19 protein-coding genes and 1 tRNA gene are annotated in these 22,734 nt (G+C 58.5%); 4 read left to right on the top strand and 16 right to left on the bottom strand.

From position 1 onward, the window contains the following. Positions 1 to 48: 48 nt before the first annotated feature. The 3 genes from FB593_RS19580 to cpdR form a co-directional block, all read right to left on the bottom strand. The gene (locus FB593_RS19580) at positions 49 to 1,062 is read right to left on the bottom strand and encodes a substrate-binding domain-containing protein (RefSeq protein WP_065704482.1); all 1,014 of its coding nucleotides are present in this window, start codon (positions 1,060 to 1,062) and stop codon (positions 49 to 51) included. 554 nt (positions 1,063 to 1,616) lie between these two features. Next, positions 1,617 to 1,691: transfer RNA gene (locus FB593_RS19575), tRNA-Val, on the bottom strand. Positions 1,692 to 1,772: 81 nt separating this feature from the next. Next, positions 1,773 to 2,135 carry a cell cycle two-component system response regulator CpdR gene (cpdR, locus tag FB593_RS19570; RefSeq protein ID WP_003497910.1) on the bottom strand — a complete coding sequence of 121 codons (363 nt, stop codon included), beginning with the start codon at positions 2,133 to 2,135 and terminating at the stop codon, positions 1,773 to 1,775. Positions 2,136 to 2,316: 181 nt separating this feature from the next. On the opposite strand from cpdR, the gene FB593_RS19565 reads away from it, so the two are divergent. Together FB593_RS19565 and hisN are read left to right on the top strand one after the other, a co-directional pair. Continuing rightward, entirely contained in the window at positions 2,317 to 3,201 is an 885-nt protein-coding gene (locus FB593_RS19565) for an N-formylglutamate amidohydrolase (protein WP_065704484.1), read from the top strand. 320 nt (positions 3,202 to 3,521) lie between these two features. Beyond that, entirely contained in the window at positions 3,522 to 4,298 is a 777-nt protein-coding gene (gene hisN / locus FB593_RS19560) for a histidinol-phosphatase (protein ID WP_003511569.1), read from the top strand. 53 nt (positions 4,299 to 4,351) lie between these two features. On the opposite strand, the gene FB593_RS19555 is transcribed toward hisN, so the two are convergent. Then, the gene (locus FB593_RS19555) at positions 4,352 to 5,293 is read right to left on the bottom strand and encodes an alpha/beta fold hydrolase (RefSeq protein WP_065704486.1); all 942 of its coding nucleotides are present in this window, start codon (positions 5,291 to 5,293) and stop codon (positions 4,352 to 4,354) included. Positions 5,294 to 5,678: 385 nt separating this feature from the next. Between FB593_RS19555 and hspL the strand changes: the two genes are divergently transcribed. Beyond that, positions 5,679 to 6,161, top strand: coding sequence for a heat shock protein HspL (gene hspL, locus FB593_RS19550; RefSeq protein WP_003511572.1), 483 nt, complete (start codon positions 5,679 to 5,681; stop codon positions 6,159 to 6,161). A gap of 66 nt (positions 6,162 to 6,227) precedes the next feature. Here the strand turns inward: hspL and FB593_RS19545 are convergent, their stop codons facing one another. Next, positions 6,228 to 7,247, bottom strand: a complete 1,020-nt coding sequence (locus FB593_RS19545) for a bile acid:sodium symporter family protein (RefSeq protein ID WP_025595317.1) — start codon at positions 7,245 to 7,247, stop codon at positions 6,228 to 6,230. 99 nt (positions 7,248 to 7,346) lie between these two features. Here FB593_RS19545 and FB593_RS19540 point away from each other — a divergent pair, with 99 nt between their 5' ends. Then, positions 7,347 to 8,207, top strand: a complete 861-nt coding sequence (locus FB593_RS19540; protein ID WP_065704488.1) for a LysR substrate-binding domain-containing protein — start codon at positions 7,347 to 7,349, stop codon at positions 8,205 to 8,207. 18 nt (positions 8,208 to 8,225) lie between these two features. Here the strand turns inward: FB593_RS19540 and glpK are convergent, their stop codons facing one another. The 11 genes from glpK to FB593_RS19485 form a co-directional block, all read right to left on the bottom strand. Then, the gene (gene glpK / locus FB593_RS19535) at positions 8,226 to 9,725 is read right to left on the bottom strand and encodes a glycerol kinase GlpK (RefSeq protein WP_003511578.1); all 1,500 of its coding nucleotides are present in this window, start codon (positions 9,723 to 9,725) and stop codon (positions 8,226 to 8,228) included. 69 nt (positions 9,726 to 9,794) lie between these two features. Beyond that, positions 9,795 to 11,516, bottom strand: a complete 1,722-nt coding sequence (locus FB593_RS19530) for an extracellular solute-binding protein (RefSeq protein ID WP_003511579.1) — start codon at positions 11,514 to 11,516, stop codon at positions 9,795 to 9,797. A 76-nt stretch (positions 11,517 to 11,592) separates the two neighbouring features. Next, positions 11,593 to 11,886 (bottom strand): DUF2160 domain-containing protein, encoded by a 294-nt coding sequence (locus tag FB593_RS19525; protein ID WP_013761935.1) that lies wholly within the window; start codon positions 11,884 to 11,886, stop codon positions 11,593 to 11,595. Position 11,887: 1 nt separating this feature from the next. Beyond that, positions 11,888 to 12,811 (bottom strand): carbohydrate ABC transporter permease, encoded by a 924-nt coding sequence (locus tag FB593_RS19520; RefSeq protein ID WP_003511581.1) that lies wholly within the window; start codon positions 12,809 to 12,811, stop codon positions 11,888 to 11,890. A gap of 3 nt (positions 12,812 to 12,814) precedes the next feature. Continuing rightward, positions 12,815 to 13,681: a carbohydrate ABC transporter permease gene (locus FB593_RS19515; RefSeq protein WP_003511582.1), complete on the bottom strand. Its 867-nt coding sequence runs from the start codon at positions 13,679 to 13,681 to the stop codon at positions 12,815 to 12,817. A gap of 2 nt (positions 13,682 to 13,683) precedes the next feature. After that, positions 13,684 to 14,754 carry an ABC transporter ATP-binding protein gene (locus tag FB593_RS19510; RefSeq protein ID WP_013761936.1) on the bottom strand — a complete coding sequence of 357 codons (1,071 nt, stop codon included), beginning with the start codon at positions 14,752 to 14,754 and terminating at the stop codon, positions 13,684 to 13,686. Positions 14,755 to 14,767: 13 nt separating this feature from the next. Continuing rightward, the gene (locus tag FB593_RS19505) at positions 14,768 to 15,838 is read right to left on the bottom strand and encodes an ABC transporter ATP-binding protein (protein ID WP_013761937.1); all 1,071 of its coding nucleotides are present in this window, start codon (positions 15,836 to 15,838) and stop codon (positions 14,768 to 14,770) included. 38 nt (positions 15,839 to 15,876) lie between these two features. Continuing rightward, positions 15,877 to 17,400: a glycerol-3-phosphate dehydrogenase gene (locus FB593_RS19500; RefSeq protein ID WP_019564992.1), complete on the bottom strand. Its 1,524-nt coding sequence runs from the start codon at positions 17,398 to 17,400 to the stop codon at positions 15,877 to 15,879. 108 nt (positions 17,401 to 17,508) lie between these two features. Continuing rightward, positions 17,509 to 18,282, bottom strand: a complete 774-nt coding sequence (locus FB593_RS19495; protein WP_003511588.1) for a DeoR/GlpR family DNA-binding transcription regulator — start codon at positions 18,280 to 18,282, stop codon at positions 17,509 to 17,511. 141 nt (positions 18,283 to 18,423) lie between these two features. After that, positions 18,424 to 19,902: a siroheme synthase CysG gene (gene cysG, locus FB593_RS19490; RefSeq protein WP_065704495.1), complete on the bottom strand. Its 1,479-nt coding sequence runs from the start codon at positions 19,900 to 19,902 to the stop codon at positions 18,424 to 18,426. Beyond that, complete coding sequence (locus FB593_RS19485; RefSeq protein WP_065704497.1) at positions 19,874 to 22,522, bottom strand: nitrate reductase; 2,649 nt, start codon at positions 22,520 to 22,522, stop codon at positions 19,874 to 19,876. The genes cysG and FB593_RS19485 overlap by 29 nt, the downstream gene beginning before the upstream one ends. Positions 22,523 to 22,734: the final 212 nt, after the last annotated feature.

Below are 22,734 nucleotides of genomic sequence, written 5' to 3'. Positions count from 1 at the left end.
TCCCCTTTGCCGGCGAGGCGTAAACCTCGCCTGTTTCAGGGCGGCGCGTCAGCGCCCCTTCATATAGTCATTGAGATCAAAGGAAGCGGCGTTCGCCTTGGTAATCACGGCGAAACCATTGTCCATCGAAGGCACCTGCATCGGGTTGAAGCCCGATACCTTGTAGTCGTTGAAGGGGTCGATCAGATCCGAATGGGCACCCAGAAAGGTGTTCATGAAACCCATGAAGCCCTGAACGCCCTGATTGGGATTGATGGACATGTAGATGTTGCCCTGCTTGATGTGCTCCAGCGTCGCCGGGGTAATATCCGCATGCAGGATCAGGACCTTCTTCTTGGCCTCGAGAACAGCGGTCGTTGCACCTTCAGCCGAACCGGCTTCAGGAATCCACAATGCGCCTAGATTGGGGTTGGCCTGCAACAGGGCACCCACCGCCTGATAGGCGATGTTTGCATCCTGGTTGGTCGCCTGGCGGCCGACGAGCTTCATTTCCGGATAGGTGCGCCCCATGTAATCGATCAGTGCGGTGACGCGCAGATCATGGTTGCTTTGGCCCGGATTTTCGAGAACGGCATATTCGCCCTTCTTGCCCAGCTTCTTGACGATCTCGTCAGCCGCAAATTTCGCCTCGGCAACATTGTCCGAGGTGATGTAGGCGGTGCGTTTCGACTTCGGCGAATCCGCCGCAAAAGTCGTCACCGAAACACCGGAGTCGATCGCCTTGTTGATAGGCTCGATAAAGGGATCGGCCTGCATCGGATGCAGCAATATACCCTTCGGCTTCTTCACCAGTTCCTGCTCGAAGGACGCGATCTGCTTGGTGATGTCGTATTCGGGCGTGCCGGTGAAAACGGCCTCGCAGCCCAAGGCCTTCGCGGCCTGCTTGAAACCTTCAAAGACCGGCACCCAATAGGGGTGGCTGGAAACCATGACGTTCATCACATAGGTCTCGCCCGGTTCACAGGCGAATTTGCCCGCAGCAGCGGCCTGAGAGCCGGCGCCTGCGGAAATCGCCAAGGCTAAAACACCCGCGGCAACGGTCGATTTCAGAAAAGCCAACATATTCCCCTCCCAAGGACAATGACCAATCCGCAATAAATTTTAAGTCGTGTAATTTATTGCATGACGTTTGAGATATCGGGAAACCGGGTAAGCGTCAATCCGGTTTGCATTTTATTTTTTTGAGTGAAATTTATTGCGGAGCGCATGGATAGTTTGGAGGCTGCCTACAGGATAGCCCGTCGCTCGAGCGAACTCCGCGGATCGAATAGGCAGTCAATCAGCTTGCCTATACCAATCAGCTGGCGGCAGTCGGATGTCTTAAGACCAAGGGATGGCAAGGCGCGATGCACTCAGGACGCCAAATGGCGGGTAGCGCGCAAACGCTTCGGTTCATCACGCCCTCCTCCATGTCCATGCCTCATGGAAGGCCGCTAAGTCCTCCTGCCGATCCTGTTTGCCCTAGTTGGAGTGGTACTTATGACGGTGTCGCAGCGTGTTCCTGTGATGGGACCGTTGACGCATACTCCATAGGGGACAGGTTCGATTGACACTGAGGCCACTATGCAAAAAGGCCCTGCGATTTCTCGCAAGGCCTTGATATTTAAGAATTCGGATGGTGGGCGTGACAGGGATTGAACCTGTGACCCCTACGATGTCAACGTAGTGCTCTCCCGCTGAGCTACACGCCCTCCGTGGCGGCGGATAGACCACAAAACCGGTTCATGCGTCAACTGCTTTTTTTCGGTTTTGTGAAGGTTTTTTGAGACCCCTTACGCCACAAGGAGTTTGTTGACCTCATCCACCAGATCGCGAAGATGGAACGGCTTGGAAAGCACCTTGGCATCCTTTGGAGCCTTCGAATCGGCGTTCAGCGCGACGGCCGCAAAGCCGGTGATGAACATGACTTTCAGGTCGGGGTCGAGTTCAGTCGCGCGCCGGGCCAACTCGATGCCATCCATTTCGGGCATGACGATATCTGTCAGCAACAGCGAGAAAGGCTCTTCGCGAAGCCGGTCGTAAGCGCTTGCGCCATTGTCGAAGGAAGAAACCTTGTAACCGGCTTTTTCCAGCGCCTTGACGAGAAAGCGGCGCATATCGTTATCGTCTTCAGCGAGAAGAATTTTCTGATTCATCATAAGTGACCGTAACTGCTCAATGTTTGAGATACCCTAGCCCGATTATAGGATTTTCACGGTAAATATCATGTGAACACAAGAATCGGTATAGCGCTGCATGGTCGATAGTATGGACTTGCCGCACCGTAACTGGCAACATGAACATCCTGATAGTTTACGACATGGTAAATGGCACTGAATGGACTGGATAACGGGTGAATACGAGCTGTTCGAAGTAACGGAACCTGCCGTTCAAACCCTGCCATTCGTCTATAATTCACCCCATAGCGGTCGCTGTTACCCCATCTCCTTTCTGGAATCGGCGCGGCTTGATTCGCACGAGATCCGGCGCTCGGAAGATCATTTCGTTGACGAGCTGTTCGCCGCTGCGCCCGACATCGGTGCGCCGCTGCTGAAAGCCAATTTTCCCCGCGCGTATCTCGACGTCAATCGCGAGCCCTACGAGCTTGATCCGCGCATGTTCGAAGGCACTCTGCCTCCCTACGCCAATATCGGCTCCATGCGGGTTGCCGGCGGCCTGGGAACGGTACCCCGTATCGTCGCTGAGAATATGGACATCTATGCCAACCGCCTGCCGGTGGACGAGGCGCTGTCACGGATCGAGACGATTTACAAACCCTACCACGCCTGCCTGCGCCGGCTGCTGTCACGCACCCACGCCAATTTCGGCATGGCGGTACTGATCGATTGCCATTCGATGCCGGGCAATATCCGCGTTGCCGGCTCGAACCTGCGGCCGGATGTCATTATAGGCGATCGCTACGGCACCAGTGCTTCCCAGGAGGTCTCCCGCGCCGCTCTGCATTTTCTTGAAGAACTGGGTTTCGTTGCGGTCTGCAACAAGCCCTATGCCGGCGGCTTCATCACGGAACATTACGGCCGACCGATCCGCTCTCTTCACGCGCTCCAGATCGAGGTCAATCGGGCGCTGTACGTCGATGAAAAAACGCTTTCGAAGAAAGCAGATTTTCCCGCCATTCAGGCATCGCTTGAAATCTTCATGCGCCAGCTCGGCGTTTTCGTTTCGGAATACGCGATCGAAACCTCGCTCGCCGCCGAATAACACATCAAATTCCAGGATATTTCAGATCTCTGTTCCAAACCGCCTGGCCACGCTCCGGGCAAAAAAAACCGCGCCTTGGCGCGGTCAAGTCTAGGGAGGAAACACCCAAGGAGGGTATTTACAGTCAAAGACTGCAGGATCACGCTACGCATTATATGCACAATTGTCAATCATTTTATTTTATGCACTTTTTTTAGGCTTATGCTGAAAATTTGGAATCGGCCTTGCTTGCATCCGTACGTGTGGACGGCGGGTGCAATTCCGGTCTATGCATTTCGCCATACAGTTCAGGCCCAATAATTCAGGCAATGAGGTTTCGCATGCTGCCCGACCGGGATTTCTTCTTCAAACTTGCCGAAGCCGCCAGCGCTGAAACGCTTCCCCGCTTCCGCACAGGCATTGCCGTCACCAACAAGGAGGACGGCGGCTATGACCCGGTGACGGAAGGCGATCAGGCAGCAGAAAGCGCCATTCGCGCCCTCATCGAGGCACGTTTCCCGCAACACGGCATTCTTGGTGAAGAACACGGCAATGTCGGTCTCGATCGCGAACATATCTGGGTTATCGATCCGATTGACGGCACACGCGCCTTCATTTCCGGCGTGCCGGTCTGGGGCACGCTGATCGGCTTCCAGTCGGCCGGTCGCGCTTCGATGGGCATCATGGATCAGCCCTTCACGAAAGAGCGTTATTTCGCCGACGGCGAGGCCGCATGGTATTTCGGGCCGGATGGTGAACGCAAGATCCGCACGCGCGAATGCGCTTCGCTGTCGGATGCTGTGCTGTTCACCACGACACCCCATATCTTCACGGCGGAAGAAAAGCCCCTTTACGACAAGGTGCAGGATCAGGTTCGCCTTTTCCGTTATGGCGTGGATTGTTACGCCTATTGCCTGCTTGCCGCCGGCCATGTCGATCTGGTGATCGAATCGGGCCTGAAGCCCTATGATGTCGGCGCGCTCATTCCGGTGATCGAACAGGCAGGTGGCATTATCACCACCTGGGATGGGGGTCGTCCGGAAAATGGCGGCCGCATTCTGGCAGCCGGTTCCAAAGCCGTGCACGAACAAGCGCTCGCCATTCTTTCAAAACTGTAGATGGTACGACTGACGGGGATGGCGCAAACCGCGCCATCCCCGTCATCGCCGCGTCATTCCGGCGCGAAAAAGGCGTCAATGGCCGCCAGCGCCTGTTTGCGGAAAACGTCGCGCTCATGCAGCAATTCATGGCGAGCACCGGTTATGGGAAGAAGCTGCGCCGCGCGGAAGTTGCGCGAGAGTTCCTCCTGCGCCTTATAGGGCGTGATCGTATCCAGCATCGGCGCAAGAATGAGGGTGGGAATGGTTATGTCCGTCAGATGGTCCTGACGGGTCACCCGACCCATCGTTTTCAGCGCTTCATAAACCCATCGCGCTGTCGGTGCGCCGATGAAGAGTTCCGGAAATTGCCGATGCAGCGCAAGATTTCTGGCAAAACGTCTGGCGTCAGAGGTCAGCGGGTTGCCATCGAAATCCCGTTCGCGCTGATCCCTGCCGAGCTGAAGCTTTCCAAGACCCAACAGGCTTAAAGCGGTCGCGACCAGCCGGATGACGGACGAAGGAACGGATTGCTGGCTGTCCAGCTCGATAAAGGGCGAACAAAGCGCCAGACGGTCGATCCTGTTCGACAGGCCGGGTGCTGCGGCCAGTGCTGCAAGTGCGCCGGTTGAATGCGCGATCATGAAGAATGGCAGCCGGGTATCCGGCAGCACCACCTGTTCGAGAAACAAACTTATATCGCGCTTGTAGTCGGAAAAACGTCGTACATGCCCGGCGCCTGGCTTCTTCAGCAGCCGTTCGGAACCGCCCTGCCCGCGCGTATCGAAGGTCGCGACCCAGAATCCCATGGCCGTCAGATCGCTGACGGTCTCGAGATATTTCTCGATACATTCGTTGCGACCATGCAGCAGAACCACGGTTCCGCGCGCAATGTGTCGGCTGGCGCGGAAGATCGCGTATCGAAGCTGTTTGCCGCCGTGGCCGGTGAAATAACCGACGGTATGGTTGCCGGGAACCGGGTTGTCTTCGCTCTCGCGCAATGTGGCTTCGATCATCGGTCTTTTCCGGCTTCTCTGCCTTTTCGGGATAGGTCGGCGGCGGCGGAAGGTCAAAGAAAAAATTGCCGGAACCGTCGGTTAAAGCAGTCGCGGTTCCGGCGAATAGGACAGAAGAAGAAGGGACGTTATTGCTTCTGCCACGGAGCATGTCTCCGATGACGGATATTTATGGCTCTCAAACTGAACGATGCTGGAACCGGATGTTCAGCGATGGTTCATCTTGTTGTCGCCCTTTCCGCTTTAATTCGCCCCCTTGACGGAGCGCCAAGCCATTCCCATCTCATTCATGCGGCCGCCAGAACGGGGCCGCGCCATATGTCCGGCCGTCGCCAGAACGGGACGCCGGATCAACCGCAAACAGTCGCTTCATAAGGAGGACACCATGCGTCACGTCGATTTTTCCCCCCTCTATCGCTCCACCGTCGGTTTCGACCGTCTTTTTTCGATGCTCGACGGCCTCGGCCAGCCCGAACAGGCCCAGTCCTATCCGCCCTATAACATCGAGCGGACGGGTGAAAACGCCTATCGTATAACCATGGCGGTTGCAGGTTTCGATGAAACGGAACTCAGCATAGAATCCCGTGCCAATACGCTGACGGTGAAAGCCGAGAAGGCTGCAGATGAGAAGTCGTCTGAAGGCGAGTTCCTGTATCGCGGCATTGCCACGCGCGCTTTCGAACGCCGCTTCCAGATGGCCGATCATGTCGAAGTCCAGACCGCTTCCCTGAAGAATGGCCTGCTTCACATCGATCTCGTCCGCAATATTCCGGAAGCCATGAAACCGCGCCGCATCGCGATCTCCTCCGACAGCGCAGATGCGCCGAAGACGATCGAAGCACAGGTCACGCCAGCCCAGGTCAACTAAGCCGATCCGGATGTCAAACGAACGGCCCCGTAAGGGGCCGTTTTTTGTTTGCCGAAAATTCAGCCCTCAGCGGGTGGATACTGCCGCGCCTTCCGCAGCGACAGTTTCCGTTATCGCTGCTTTTTCATGGGCCTTGCGGGCATAACGCTGGGCCAGCACTGCGCAGACCATCAGCTGAATCTGATGGAAGAGCATGATTGGCAATACGATTGCGCCGATGCTCTGGCCGGCGAAGATCGCTCCTGCCATGGGCACGCCGCTGGCAAGGCTCTTCTTCGACCCGCAGAAGGTGATGGTGATTTCATCCGCCTTGTCGAAACCGAGCGCCCGGCTGCCGAACATCGTCACGCAGAGAACAAGCGCCAGAAGAACGATATTGATGCCGATGACAACGCCGATATCGCGCACGGAAAACGTCTGCCATATGCCTTCGATAACTGCTTCGGAGAAGGCAAGATAGACCACCATCAGGATGGAACCGCGATCGACCGGCGACAGCAATTTCTTGCGTGCCCTGATCCAGTCACCGATCCACGGCTGCAGCACCTGGCCGGCGATGAAGGGCAAGAGCAGTTGCAGGAAGATTTGCAGGAACGCATCCAGCGAAAATCCACCACCATGGCCACCGACCGTGAACAGCAGCCCGACCAGCAGCGGCGTCAGCACCATGCCGAAAATATTCGAGGCGGAGGCTGAACAGATCGCGGCAGGCACGTTTCCGCCTGCCATGGATGTGAAGGCGATGGACGATTGCACCGTCGACGGCAGGACGCAGAGAAACAGCACACCCATATAAAGCGGTGCCGGCAGAATGCTCTCGGGAATGAAACCGATCGCCACGCCCAGCAATGGGAAAAGGCCGAAGGTGACGAGAAGGATCGCCATGTGCAGGCGCCAGTGCAAGATACCCGCAATCACCACATCCCGCGACAGCCGCGCGCCGTGGAGAAAAAACAGCAATGCGATTGCCAGTTTCGTGGCAAGCCCGAAATACACCGCTGGCTGTCCGCTGATCGGCAAAAGGGAAGCCAGGATCACGGTGGCCACCAGCATCATGGTGAAACGGTCAGGCAGGAAGCGGGTCATGGGAGGTCTTTCCGACATCGGTTTTTCTTGAAATATCCCATACTATCGCTCATCATGAATTCGGATGCAAAGACTAACAGTTATCACGATATGAGATAAATGCTGAACCTTCAACATCTTGCCAGCTTCGTGATGCTTCAGCAAACCGGCAGCTTCACGCTGGCTGCGGAGCGGCTGGGCATCGGCCAATCCACCGTCAGCCAGCATATTCAGCGGCTTGAGGCGGCACTTGGCCGTCGGTTGATTGCGCGCAGCACCCATCAGGTGAAGCTGACGGGCGAAGGCGAGGCGCTGCTCGGTTATGCCCGCAATATGCTGGAGATCGACAGCAGGGTTTCATCGCTGTTCAGCGAAAACCGCCTGCGCGGGCGCTTAAGGCTCGGCGTTTCCGAGGATTTCGTCGCCAGCCGGCTCACCGCCATTCTGGAAGAATTCATCCGCCTCTATCCCTTGGTCGATCTGGAGCTGACGGTGTCGCTGAGCGGCGTGCTTTACCAGATGCAGGATAATGGCGAGTTGGACGTCGTGCTCGCGAAACGTCGACTCGGTGATAAGCTCGGCCACTTCCTGTACCGCGAACCTCTGGTATGGCTCGCGCGTGACCCGGAGCGAATGCTGAGCCAACCGGACGCCCTGCCGTTGATCGCCTTTCCGCCGCCAAGCATTACTCGAAAGGCGGCACAGGAAGCGCTGGATCGGGCAGGTCTCGCGTGGCGGATCGTCTGCACCTGCGGCAGCCTTAGCGGACTGACCGCTGCCGCAAGGGCGGGCATGGGGATCCTCGTGCAACCGCGCAGCATGGCGCCAGCCGGCCTCAGGGAGATTGAGGCTGATGTGCTGCCGGCGCTCGAAGACGTAGAATTCGTGCTTCAGCCAAGTAAGGGCGCGGACACAAAACTGGTACGCGCCCTTTCCGATCTGGTATCCAGCAAGAGCATCGCACCGGGCAGTTTTGCGTAAAAAAGACGCTTGCTTGCGTCAATCTTCCCGTTTCGAGAGGCAGCGGCCAACACTATCACGCCACCCCGCGATGGCGCTCTTACGCTCAGTCTCATCCATATCTGGCAGAAAACGGCGATCCCGTTTCCAATGGGCGGCAAAGGCCTCCCGGTCCGGCCAGATGCCGGCGCGCGATGCTGCGAGCCATGCCGCACCGAGAATGGTGGTTTCCAGAAATACCGGCCGGTCGACCGGTGCAGCGAGAATGTCCGCCAGCCGCTGCATGGTCCAATCCGAGGCAACCATGCCGCCATCGACCCGGAGCACCGTCTTGCCATTGTCGCCCGCCCAGTCGTTGCGCATGGCGTCCAGAAGATCGAAGGTCTGATAGGCGACACTTTCGAGAGCCGCACGGGCAAACTCCGCAGGGCCGGTGCCACGCGTCAGGCCGAAAATCGCGCCCCGCGCTTCGGCATCCCAATAGGGCGCGCCAAGGCCGGTGAAGGCCGGCACGAGATAAACCCGCTGCTTGGGATCAGCCTTTTCGGCAAGCGCGCTGACTTCAGACGCGACCGATATGAAACCGAGCTCGTCACGCAGCCATTGCACGGCGGCGCCGGCAATGAAGATCGAGCCTTCGAGCGCATAGGTCGTCACGCCATCGAGGCGATAGGCAATGGTCGTCAGCAACCGGTTTGTCGAGGCGACCCGGTCGGTGCCGGTATTGAGAAGCGCAAAGCAGCCGGTGCCATAGGTCGATTTCATCATGCCGGGTTCGAAGCAGGCGTTACCGATAACGGCAGCCTGCTGATCACCGGCGACGCCGAGGATCGGAATTTCCGCACCCAGAAGCGCCTTGTCCGTTACGCCGAAATCGGCAGCGCAATCAAGCACCTCCGGCAGCATGGCGCGGGGAATGTCGAGGATGGACAGCAATTCGTCATCCCAGGCATTGTCCTCGATATTGTAGATCAGCGTTCGCGAGGCATTGGTAGCGTCGGTCACATGGCGGCGACCGCCGGTGAGGCGATAGATCAGGAAACTGTCAACCGTGCCGAAGCAGATTTCGCCCTTCACGGCTTTTTCGCGAAGGCCGCTGACGCTGTCGAGAAGCCATTTCAGCTTCGTGCCGGAAAAGTAGGGGTCGAGCAGCAGACCGGTCTTTTTCGAAAAGAGCGGCTCCAGCCCCCTTCGTTTCAGATCCTCGCAAATTGGTGCAGCACGGCGATCCTGCCAGACAACGGCCCGATGCACGGCCTCACCCGTATTACGGTCCCACAGCACAGTCGTTTCGCGCTGGTTGGTGATGCCGATCGCCTCGATATCGGAAGCGGAGATACCGGCATCGGCAAGCGCCAGCCGGATTGTTTCAAGCACGCTTTTCCAGATATCCTCGGCATCGTGTTCGACCCAGCCGGAGGCCGGGAAATGCTGCGGAAATTCTCGCTGGCCGACACCGATGACCCGCATGTCGCGATCAAAGACCATCGACCTTGTCGATGTCGTCCCCTGATCGATCGCCAGAATATAACCGCCCATTATGTCACTCCCTTTCAAACGCAATGACGGGGCGGCAAAGCCGCCCCGGTTTAAGATTTCACGCAGACATTACTTCTGCCAGCTTTTGACCAGCTCGTCGTAATTGACGGTGACCGGCTTTTCCTTTTCGTTGGCAATCTTCAGCTGCGGTGCCAGATTACCCTTCGAAACGGCGTCCTTGTTCCAGTAGTCGATATCGTGTTCTTCCGCCAGTTTTGGGCCGATATCGCCCTGCACACCGGCGCGCTCGATACGGGCCATGACTTTTTCCTGCTCGGCGCAGAGCGAGTCCATTGCGGCTTGAGCGGTTTTGGCACCCGAAGATGCATCGCCAATTGCCTGCCACCAGAGCTGTGCCAGCTTCGGATAGTCAGGCACGTTGGTGCCGGTTGGCGACCATTGCACGCGAGCGGGCGAGCGATAGAACTCGATCAGACCACCAAGCTTGGCGGCCCGGTCCGTGAAGCTCTTGTGATGGATGGTGGTATCGCGAATGAAGGTCAGACCAACATGGCTCTTCTTCACATCCACGGTCTTGGAAGTTACGAACTGCGCATAAAGCCATGCGGCCTTGGCGCGATCGTCAGGGGTGGATTTCATCAGCGTCCACGAACCCACGTCCTGATAACCGAGCTTCATGCCGTCCTTCCAGTAGACGCCATGCGGGGAAGGTGCGACGCGCCATTTCGGCGAACCGTCCTCGTTCACGACAGGCAGGCCGGGCTTGGCCATATCGGCAGTGAAGGCCGTGTACCAAAAGATCTGCTGGGCAATGTTACCCTGCGCCGGCACCGGACCGGATTCGGAGAAGGTCATGCCCTGCGCTTCTGGCGGCGCAAATTTCTTCAGCCATTCGAGATATTTCTCGATGGAATAGACCGACGCCGGACCGTTGGTATCGCCGCCGCGTGCCACGCAAGAGCCGACCGGCTGCGACTTGTCGTTGACCTTGATGCCCCATTCATCGACAGGCAGGCCGTTTGGCAGGCCCTTGTCGCCGTTGCCGGCCATGGAAAGCCAGGCATCGGTGAAGCGCCAGCCAAGCGACGGGTCCTTCTTGCCATAGTCCATATGGCCGAAGACCTTCTTGCCGCCGACATCACGGCCGGTGAAGAATTCGGCAATATCCTCATAGGCCGACCAGTTTACGGGCACACCAAGGTCGTAGCCGTATTTGGCCTTGAAATCGGCCTTGTTCTTGTCGTCGTTGAACCAGTCGTAGCGGAACCAGTACAGGTTCGCGAATTGCTGGTCGGGAAGCTGGTAGAGCTTCTTGTCCGGTGCCGTCGTAAAGGCGCTGCCGATGAAGTCCTTGAGATCTAGGCCGGGATTGGTGACGTCCTTGCCCTCATTGGCCATGAAATCCGTGAGGTTGCGCACCTGCTGGTAACGCCAATGCGTGCCGATGAGGTCGCTGTCATTCACCCACCCGTCATAGAGGTTCTGGCCGGTCTGCATCTGGGTCTGAATCTTTTCGACGACGTCACCTTCCTGGATGATGTCGTGCGTGACCTTGATGCCGGTAATAGCGGTAAACGCCGGTGCCAGGACCTTCGATTCATATTCATGTGTTGTCAGGGATTCGGAAACGACCTTGATGTCCATGCCAGCAAAAGGTTTTGCGGCATCGATAAACCATTGCAGTTCCTTTTCCTGATCTGCACGCGAAAGCGACGACATATCGCCGATTTCCTTGTCCAGAAATTGCTTTGCCTCCTCCATTCCGGCGAAAGCGGAACCTGTCATTGCCAGCAGCATGGCTGCCGTCGTCGTCATCAGATGCCGTCGCATATCAGTCCTCCCAAGGGTTGCGATTGCACGAAGTCTGCCGGGTGCGGTTTTCCTCCGCCGCACCGTTCTTCCTGCTCTAGACGAAACGGAAAACGCCAATTGCGTAAACCGCCGACAGAGCGAGAGCCCACCACAGGTTCGGGCCGATCAGCCCGAGCCATGCAAGATGAATGAAAGCGCTGCCGAGCAGCGAAATGAACAACCTGTCGCCACGCGTTGTCTCGAAACGCAGCAGGCCGAAGCGGGGGTTGCCGCCGGGCGAGAGCTGTTCCCAGAACCACATCCCAACCAGCAACACGGCGATGGCACCGAAAAACGCGGCCGTCTGCCAGGTCCATGCCATCCAGGTGAAATCGGGCATCTTCGTCATGTCAAACCCTCCCCAGCGCAAAGCCCTTGGCGATGTAATTGCGAACAAACCAGATCACCAGCGCACCGGGTATGAGTGTCAGCACGCCGGCGGCGGCAAGCAGGCCCCAGTCCATGCCGGCGGCAGAAACGGTTCTCGTCATGGTCGCGGCAATCGGCTTGGCGTCGGTCGTCGTCAGCGTGCGGGCGATCAGAAGCTCGACCCACGAGAACATGAAGCTGAAGAAACAGGCGACACCGATGCCGGAGGCAATGAGCGGCATGAAAATCTTCACGAAGAATTTCGGGAAGGAATAGCCGTCAATATAGGCGGTCTCGTCGATTTCCTTCGGCACACCCGACATGAAACCTTCGAGAATCCACACCGCCAGCGGCACGTTGAACAGGCAATGCGCCAGCGCCACGGCAATATGCGTGTCGATCAGCCCGAAAGCGGAATAGAGCTGGAAGAAGGGCAGCGCGAAGACGGCAGGTGGCGCCATGCGGTTGGTCAAAAGCCAGAAGAACAGGTGCTTGTCGCCCAGGAAGCGGTAACGCGAGAAGGCATAGGCCGCCGGGAGGGCCGCCGAGACCGAGATCACCATATTCATGACGACGTAGATGATCGAGTTGATGTAACCCGAATACCAGGATGAATCCGTGAAGATCGTCCGATAATTCTGCAACGTCGGCTGGTGCGGATAAAGCGTCATCGACGAGACGATTTCTGTGTTCGTCTTGAAGCTCATATTGATAAGCCAGTAGATCGGCACGAGCAGCAGGATGATGTAGATCGTCGGCACCAGCCAGGAAAAGCGCGATGGCCCATGGCGGCGGCGCGATCGTGAATTCGCAGCAAGGCCTGATATTCTTGCCGAACTGGCTCTTACCGGTGGATTGCCGATACCGTTGAGTTCCACGCTTGTGGTGACATCAGAGGCGCTCATGTCTCAAGTCTCCGCGTCGTGGCTGGTCATCACGGTGTAGAACACCCAGGACAACAGCAGGATGATGAGGAAGTAGATCAGCGACATGGCGGCCGCGGGACCCAGATCGAACTGGCCGAGCGCTACCTTGACGAGATCGATGGACAGGAAGGTGGTGGAATTTCCGGGGCCGCCGCCGGTGACGACGAAAGGCTCGGTGTAGATCATGAAGCTGTCCATGAAGCGCAGCAGGAATGCGATCAGCAGCACCCGCTTCATCTTCGGCAACTGAATGAACCGGAAAACCGCAAAACGCGATGCGCCATCGATCCTTGCTGCCTGATAATAGGCATCCGGAATGGAGACGAGGCTGGCGTAGCACAGGAGGACGACGAGGCTTGTCCAGTGCCACACATCCATGATGACGACGGTGATCCATGCGTCGACGGGATCGTTGACGTAGTTGTAATCAAGCCCAAGCTGATTGGCGTAATAACCCAGCAACCCGATATCGCTGCGACCGAACACCTGCCAGATCGTGCCTACCACATTCCATGGCACCAAAAGCGGCAGCGCCATGGTGACGAGGCAGACCGGCACGCCGATGCCGGATTTGGGCATCTTGAGCGCGATGAATATGCCGAGCGGAATTTCAATCGCCAAAATGATGCCGGAAAATACCAGATTGCGTCCGAGCGCGTTCCAGAAACGGTCGGAGCCAAGAATTTCCTGAAACCATTGGGTTCCCGCCCAGAAGAATTGGTTGTTGCCGAAGGTATCCTGCACCGAATAGTTCACGACCGTCATCAGCGGGATGACGGCGGAAAAGGCGACCAGCACCAGAACCGGCAGCACCATGAACCACGCTTTGTTGTTCCAGGTCTTTTCCATGGTCAGGCCCCCATCTTCACACGCCAGGAATCGGCAAAGACACCGATAGCGGCCGGATCGAAGCGAACACCCGCTTCTGCCGGAATGTCCTCCTCCTCCGGAACGACAATCGCAAGCTTTTGGCCGGCGAACCGGGCGCGAACGATCTTTTGCCGGCCGATATCCTCGACCTTGTCAACGGTGATGGGCATGCCACCCCGCTCCAGCCGAACGAATTCCGGGCGGATGCCGATTTCGATCCGCTTCGATCCATCCACCACCGGCACGCCGGCAAGCGGAACGCCAAGGCCGCCGACAACCGCCGTTGCGCCATCGATGCTGGCAGGCATCACATTCATGCCGGGCGAACCGATGAAGTAACCGACGAACGTATGTCCCGGGCGTTCGAAAAGCTCGGCGGGTGTGCCGATCTGGACGATCTGTCCGTCATACATGACCACCACCTTGTCGGCGAAAGTCAGCGCTTCGGTCTGGTCGTGCGTGACGTAGACCATGGTGAAACCGGACTGGCGGTGGAGGCGCTTCAACTGTGAGCGCAGCACCCATTTCATATGCGGATCGATCACCGTCAGCGGCTCGTCGAAGAGGATGGCATTGACGTCGGATCGCACCAACCCGCGCGCCAGCGAAATTTTCTGCTTCTGGTCCGCCGTAAGTCCGCGCGCGTGGCGTTTGGCCATGCCGGAAAGATCGGTCATCTCGAGAATTTCCCGCACACGGCGGTCGACTTCGGCTTCCGGCACTTGCCGGTTGCGCAGCGGAAAAGCCAGATTGTCATAGACTGTCATCGTGTCGTAAACGACCGGGAACTGGAATACCTGGGCGATGTTGCGATCTTCGGTGGAAAGATCGGTGACATCCGTTCCGTCAAAGGCGATGCGACCTTCCGAGGGGCGCAGCAAGCCGGAAATGATGTTGAGCAACGTGGTCTTGCCGCAGCCGGAAGGGCCAAGCAGCGCATAGGCACCGCCATCCTCCCATTCGTGATGAACTTCCTTCAGGGCATAATCACCTGCCGCCTGCGCCTTGGCGTTGTAAGCGTGGCGGATATGATCGAGCGTGATGCGTGCCATGATCGATCTCCCCTTAAGCCGCTTCGCCGATGGCGTGGCCGTGTGTATCGAAAGCCATCAGGTGCCGCGTATCGAGAAACAGTTCGATCTCCGTGTCCGGCTCGATGTCGTGAATGCCCTGCGCCAGCATCACCCAACGCTGGCCAGAAAATTCCACATGTACGAAGCTTTCCGATCCGGCGATCTCCGAGATCAGTGTCCGCGCCCGGATGGATTGCGCCGCCTGTCCCTTTTGCTGGGGGAAAAGATGATGTGGCTGGAAGGCAATGGTCACTGGACCGTCAGGCATGGCAGCAAGATGCGCCGGCACCGGCACAACCGCATGGTCGGCGCGCGTGAAGGCGCCGCCCGTCTTGATGACCTCGATGGTGTTGAGTGGCGGATCGGCAAATATTTTCGCGGTTACTATATCCACCGGACGCCTGTAAACTTCGATCGTGCGGCTGAATTGCGTTACCTTGCCCTCGTTAAGCGTCGCGGTATTGCCACCAAGCAGCAGAGCTTCGGAGGGTTCCGTCGTGGCGTAAACAAAGATCGCACCGGATTCGGCAAAGATGCGCGGCAATTCCTCACGCAACTCCTCACGCAGCTTGTAATCGAGATTTGCGAGCGGCTCGTCGAGGAGCACCAGATTGGCGTTTTTGACGATGGCGCGGGCAAGTGCCGTGCGTTGTTGCTGGCCACCGGAGAGGTTGAGAGGCGTACGATCGAGATAGGGCGTCAGCCTCAGAAGCTCGGCGGCCTTCCTCACCTCCCTGTCGATCGTTGCCTTGTCCTTGCCGGCAACGCGCATCGGCGAGGCGATGTTTTCATAAACGCTGAGCGCCGGATAATTGATGAACTGCTGATAGACCATGGCGACGTTGCGCTTCTGAACCGGCCAGCCCGTCACGTCCTCCCCATTAAAGAGAATCGTACCGCCACTTGGCTTGTCCAGCCCGGCCATCAGCCGCATGAGTGTCGTCTTGCCCGAAAGTGTCGGTCCAAGCAGGACGTTCAGGCTTCCGCGCTGCAACGTCAGATCGGTCGGGTGAATATGATATTCACCGCCGGCCATCTTCGAGACGTTTCGCAATTCAAGCATGGTGATCCAAAGCCTCCTCCGCTTTTTGATTCGGATCGTCAGATTGCCTTCAAGCGTCCACCTGCAATGTCATCGATATAATCCTCCAGCCCGCGCACCTCTTCTTGGGTAAAGAAAAGCCCCTGCTTGGTGCGGCGCCACAGAATATCCTCCGCCGTCAGCGCCCATTCCCGGGCCATCAGCCAGCGCACCTCGGCCTCATAAAGCGTGCCGCCGAAATGCCGTCCCAGCCCTGCCATGTCCCCGGCATTGCCAATAATCGACGCGGCGTCCGTTCCGTAGCAGCGGATGAGCCGCTTCGCATGCCTCTCATCGAGGAAAGGATAACGCGACCGCAGGGCCGTGACCTCTCCCGCATAAGCCTCGGCACCGAAATTTCCGCCCGGCAAATGTGAACCTGCCGTCCACGGCGAGCCCTTTTCACCCAGCGCATCACCGATTTTTTCAAGAGCATGTTCGGCAAGCCGCCGATAGGTGGTGAGCTTGCCACCGAAGATATTGAGAAGCGGCGCTTCGCCTTCAGCTCCTTCGGTTTTCAGCACATAATCGCGGGTTGCCTCCTGCGCTTTCGATGCGCCGTCGTCAAACAGCGGCCGCACGCCGGAATAGGTCCAGACGATATCGGCCGACGTCACCGGTTCAGCGAAATATTCGCTCGCCGCGTTGCAAAGATAGCTGATCTCCTCGTCGCTGATCTTAACAGCCCGGGGGTCGGCGGTATAGTCGCGATCCGTCGTGCCGATCAGGGTAAAATCCTGCTCATACGGGATGGCGAAGATGATGCGCCCGTCCGGGTTCTGGAAAAAATAGGCGCGCGGATCGGAAAACTTCTTGCGCACGATGATGTGGCTGCCCTGCACGAGGCGGACATTGTGGACATTGTTTTTACCGAATGTCGCAGCCAGAACCTTGTCCACCCAGGGACCTGCCGCATTTACCAGCATGCGCGCCCGGTAGGTCGCGGTTTCTCCGGCACCATTTTTAGTTTCGACCCGCCAGAAGGCGCCTTCGCGCCGTGCCGAAACGACCTGCGTGCGGTTGAGGATCAAGGCACCGCGATCGGCGGCATCGCGGGCATTCAGCACCACAAGACGGGCATCGTCCACCCAGCCGTCAGAATATTCGAAAGCCCGGGCAAAAATCGGCTTCAGCGGTTTCCCTGCGGGATCACGGCGCAGATCGAGCGAGCGGGTGGCGGGCAAAAGCTTGCGGCCGCCGAGATGGTCATAAAGAAAAAGCCCGAGACGCACGAGCCAGGCCGGGCGCACGCCGCCCTTCTGGAATGGCAGAACAAAGCGCATAGGCCAGATGATGTGCGGCGCCATGGCCCACAACACCTCGCGCTCCATCAGCGCTTCTCGCACCAGACGAAATTCGTAATGTTCGAGATAACGCAAACCGCCATGAATGAGCTTTGTGGCGGCCGAAGAGGTGCCGGAGGCAAAATCGTTCATTTCCGCAAGCGCAACGGAATAACCCCTGCCGACAGCGTCACGCGCGATGCCGCAGCCGTTGATGCCGCCGCCGATCACGAAAACATCGTGGATTGCCTCGTCAGACATGGACCCTCCCGCGCTTTCATCGACGCTCTCCTCATCGATATATTGAAAGCACGGACATCTAATTTGAAGACAAAACGAATGTCAAACGAAATTCCAGGGCGGTTCGGATCAAGGCTCCCCAACCTCGGTTTCAATCAACCTGACGTCATGATCGGCACAGATGGATCGGATCGAATCGACCGGACAATGATCGGTAATGAAGGTGTGCACCTGTGAAAGATGGCCGATGCGCACCGGCGCCGTCCGCTCGAATTTCAGTGAATCCGATACAAGAATGACGTGGCGAGCGTTGGACATGATCGCCTGGGCAACCTTGACCTCGCGAAAGTCGAAATCCAGCAAAGCGCCGTCTTCATCAATCGCAGAAACGCCGATGACGGCGAAATCGACCTTGAACTGGCGGATAAAATCCACTGCGGCCTCACCAACGATGCCGCCATCGGAACCGCGCACGACGCCGCCAGCGATCACCACCTCGATGCCCGGAAAAACCCGTAACCTGTTGGCAACATTAATATTGTTGGTGATGACCATCAGCTCGTGATGATCCGCCAGCGCTTCGCCCACCGCCTCGGTCGTCGTACCTATATTGATGAAAAGCGAGGAGTTGTTGGGGATGAGGGCAGCGGCAGCGGCGCCGATCGCCTGCTTTTCGGAGGAGGCGATCGCACGGCGTGCCTCGTATTTGACGTTTTCGTTGCCGCTCGGAAAAAGTGCGCCGCCATGGATGCGCGTCAGCACCCGCGTATCGCAGAGATCGTTGAGGTCCTTGCGGATCGTCTGTGGCGTTACCGAAAACCGCGTGGCCAGCTCGTCCACCAGCACACGCCCGCTTGCTTTCGCCAGCGCAACGATTTCATCCTGACGCGGTGTGAGCATCATTTCACCCTCCCTCCTCTTTCAATTTTTTCGTTTTATTGAAGAGCGAACGAAAAACCAATGTCAAGGGACGGTTTTGTGGCGCCGATCAGGTCCACTTGCGGAGGTACGCGAAAAACGTATCCGCACGAACCAGCAAGATTATTAGCCGGCTTTCTGAATTGACATCGGGACCGGCTTCGGCAGGCCGATCTCGGAAAACGCAGAGATTGCAGCACCAAACGCATCACCGATGCCGATCAATATAGGCTCGTTCACACCCATTCGCTCAACCGCCGCAGCCAGTTGCACGAGCGAACCGCACCAGCGCTGCTCATTTTCGCGGCTGACGGAAATCATGATGGCGACGGGCGTCGAGGCCGGCATGCCATGCGCCAGAAGGGCTTCCTCGATGCTGGCAGCGGTTCGCCCGCCCATGTAAAAAACCGTGGTCACGGAAGGGTTCGACAGGGACTGCCAGTCTATATTCTCCGGCAGCTTGCCCTGTCTGGAGTGCCCGGTGACGAAGCGGACCGACTGGGCGTGATCGCGGTGGGTGAGGGAAACGCCGAGCCGCGAAGCCATGGCGCTTGCCGCGGTGATGCCGGGTACGATTTCGACCGGGATGTTTTCAGCCTCCAGCGCTGCGATCTCCTCGCCGGCGCGTCCGAAAATCATCGGATCGCCGGATTTCAGCCGCACTACCCTTTTGCCGGCCTTGGCAAGGCGGATCATCATGTCGTTAATATCTTCCTGCTTGCAGCTTTTCCGGCCGCCGCGTTTGCCAACCAGCATGCGCTTCGCCTCCCGCCGCGCCAGTTCCAGCACCTCGGATGAAACGAGATCGTCAAACAGAATGACATCCGCCGCCTGCAAGGCGCGTACCGCTTTGAGCGTCAGCAGCTCGGCATCGCCCGGTCCGGCACCGACCAGCGTCACAAGGCCGCGTGCCGATCCTTTCCGACCTGCCTGCGTGCCGATGTCTGTCAGCAGCCTTTCTTCGCTGCCCTCATCCAGCCTTTCGGTAAACGCCCGGTCGACAAATTTCTCCCAGAATGAACGCCGCGCCGGGCCGGGCGCGAGGCGTATATTGACCCGCTCTCGGATGGTCTGGGCAAGCGCGCCCCAATCCTTGAGAGCGAGCGGCAGCAAAGTCTCGATGCGCCGGCGAATGGCCTGCGCCAGAATGGGTGCGGCGCCATCGGTGGAGATCGACACCACCACCGGCGAACGATTGACGATGGAGCCAAACTGGAACTGGCAGAATTCCGGCTTGTCGATGACATTGACAGGCACGCCGGCTGAGCGCGCGGCATTGTAAAATCGTCCCGCCTCTTCGTCGGTTTCACAATCCGCCAGCGCCAGTTCCGCGCCTTTGAAACTATCCGGACCCCAGGAACGGTCATGCCATGTCAGCATCTGGCTTGTCGAGACGAGCGCCTTAAAGCATTCCGAAAGCTCGCTTTCCTCGCAATAGAGGTGAAGTTCCGCCCCGCAGGCAAGCAGTAGCTCCGCTTTCCATGCGGCCCCATCCGATCCGCCCGCCAGCACCACGCGCTTGCCCTCAAGCCCCCAGAAGACCGGCAACTTGGCGAGCTTCTCCATGCGGTTCGGTTCATTCCGCTGCGGTTTTAAGACATCCATCGATGATCCCCCTGATCTCGGCGCGGCAGGAGCCGCAATTGGTTCCGGCATTCAACGCAGCACCTATGGCTTCGACGCTGTGGCAGCCATTGCGGATGGCGGCCGTGATCTGGTTGACCCCGACATTGAAGCAGGAGCAGACCGTCGCCCCCGGATCGGCGCGGCCGGCGCCGGGACGCCCGGCGACCAGGGCAAAACGCATGCGCAAATCCTCATGGCGTTCGTTCAGCTGTGAAATCGCCCAGTTGCGGGCAACGGCCACCGGCTCTCTGGCGACGAACAGCGCTGCCAGCAAGGTACCACCGTCGAAGAAAGCAAGCCGCAGATCGCCCGTCTGCCGGTCACTGTAACCCAGAGGCTCAACCCTGATATCGATGCCGAAAACCTGTCGCGCCCAGAGCGTCCAGTCCTGCGGCTGTTCCTCGAAGGCAAGCTCCATGCGGTAGCCGCCATCCGCCTTCGCAACTGCCCAATAGGCGCAACCCGGCGCATCAGGCCGGGTGCGGGAGATCGCAAATCCATAGGCTTTCGCCACAAAACGTCGTGCACTCACGCCGACATTCTTCGAAGCGGGCTGGCCGGAATGCGGGTCCGTGACCGCTGGCACGAGCATATCGATGCGGGCCTGCGAGGCGAACTGGTCGTTCCAGTGCATCGGCGCAAACACAGCTCCCCGTGCCTGCCTCTCGCTGACCAGAGCCCGCAGCAGGACCTTGCCGTGCGGGCTTTCAATCTCCACCAGATCGGCGCTGTCGATGCCCAGCAACTGTGCATCGCGCGGGTGAAGTTCGGCAAAGGGTTCGGCGATATGGGCGGTAAGCCGCGCGCTTTTGCCGGTGCGGGTCATGGTGTGCCATTGGTCGCGGATACGGCCAGTATTCAGCGTCAGCGGGTAGTCCGCCGATGTCCTGCCGGTCTCCGGCAGTGCCGTGGCGATGAAGCGGGCCTTGCCATCCGCATGGAAAAAGCGGCCATCCGCGAAAAAGCGGGTCGTGGCGGCTTCACCGGGTTCGGCTTTTGGCCATTGAAACGGTGTCATCGTATCGTAGGAATCACGGTCGATCCCGCCGATATCGAAATCGCGGCTTCCGGCGTTCTCGAAGCCGGAGAGAGCGGCATGCTCGGCGAAAACCTCAGAAGGTTGCCGGTAGCCGAAGGCGGCGTCAAAACCCATGCGCCGTCCAACTTCGGCGAATTGCCACCAGTCGGCCTTTGCTTCGCCGGGCGCGTCAAGAAAACCGCGCTGGCGGGAAATACGTCGTTCGGAATTGGTGACCGTGCCGTCTTTTTCACCCCAGCCGAGCGATGGCAACAGCACATGGGCGTGGCGGGCGGTATCGGTATTGGCGATGACATCGGACACCACGACAAAGGGACAGGCCTTGATCGCCGCCTCGACGGCACCGGCATCCGGCATGGAAACGACGGGGTTGGTGGCCATGATCCACAGCGCCGTGATGCGGCCATCGGCAACCGCCCCGAACATATCCACGGCCTTGAGGCCAGGCTTCTGCGCAATCGCCGGCGAGGCCCAGAAGCGCTGCACGCGGTCGCGGTCTTCAGCGTTCTCGATCGCCATATGGGCCGCCAGCATATTGGCAAGCCCGCCCACCTCGCGTCCGCCCATGGCGTTGGGCTGGCCGGTCAGCGAAAACGGCCCCATGCCCGGCCGGCCGATGCGGCCTGTGGCGAGATGGCAATTGATGATGGCGTTGACCTTGTCGGTGCCGCTTTGCGACTGGTTGACGCCCTGACTGTAGCAGGTGACGGTTTTTTGCGTGCGTTCGAACAATTCGTAAAAGGAAATCAGTTCCGCGATTGTCAGACCGGTCTTGTCGGCAATCTCCGGCAGGCTGTGCCCGGTCGCTGCCTGCATCGCGGCATCGAGGCCTACTGTGTGGTTTCCAACATAAGCGTTATCGAACGCGGAACTGCCGGAAAGATGGGCCAGAAGACCGGTAAACAGCGCCACATCTCCATCCGGGCGGATGGCGAGGTGCATATCGGCAATATCGGCGCTCATCGTCCGGCGCGGATCGATGACCACCACCTTCATGTCCGGCCGCGCCGCCTTTGCGGCAGCAAGCCGTTGATAGAGGACGGGATGACACCAGGCGAGATTGGATCCGGTGAGGATTACCAGATCGGCAAGCTCCATATCCTCATAGGTGCCAGGCACCGTATCGGCCCCGAAGGCGCGGCGATGGCCGGCGACCGAAGACGACATGCAAAGCCGTGAATTCGTATCGATATTGGCCGATCCGATGAAACCTTTCATCAGCTTGTTGGCGAGGTAATAATCCTCCGTCAGCAACTGGCCGGAAACGTAAAAGGCAACCGAATCCGGGCCGTGCTCGGAAATGGCCTCGGAAAATCTTGAAGCAACGAGTTGAAGCGCTTCGTCCCATGCCACCCGCTTTCCGTGGATTTCGGGATGGAGCAGCCGTCCGTCGAGGTCGATGGTTTCGGCCAGAGCTGAACCTTTGGAGCAAAGTCGACCGAAATTGGCGGGGTGGTCCGGATCGCCTTTGACGGAAACGGTGCCGTCATCGGCAACGGTGGCGATGACACCGCAGCCGACACCGCAATAGGGACAGGTGGTTTTCGTTTCAACGGGCATGGGTTTGCCCCGTGAGCAAGTGGCGTTTACCCCCCTCTGCGCTACCGGACATCTGCCCCTCAAAGGGGTAGATCAATTGTGGCACCGGCTCTATTTTACAGCTTTCGTCTCCGACAAGAGAGATGAAGCGAGAAGCGTGCCACTTGTCGATCTTGCCCCTCGAGGGGGAGATGTCCGGCAGGACAGAGGGGAGTATCGTCGCCAACATCTGA

It is taken from the genome of Rhizobium sp. SJZ105 (genome assembly GCF_007828365.1).
In the GTDB taxonomy this organism is placed as follows: Bacteria; Pseudomonadota; Alphaproteobacteria; order Rhizobiales; family Rhizobiaceae; genus Agrobacterium; species Agrobacterium tumefaciens.
Note: the sequence above shows the minus strand (reverse complement) of the source record. Positions and strands in the feature narration are given on the sequence as shown.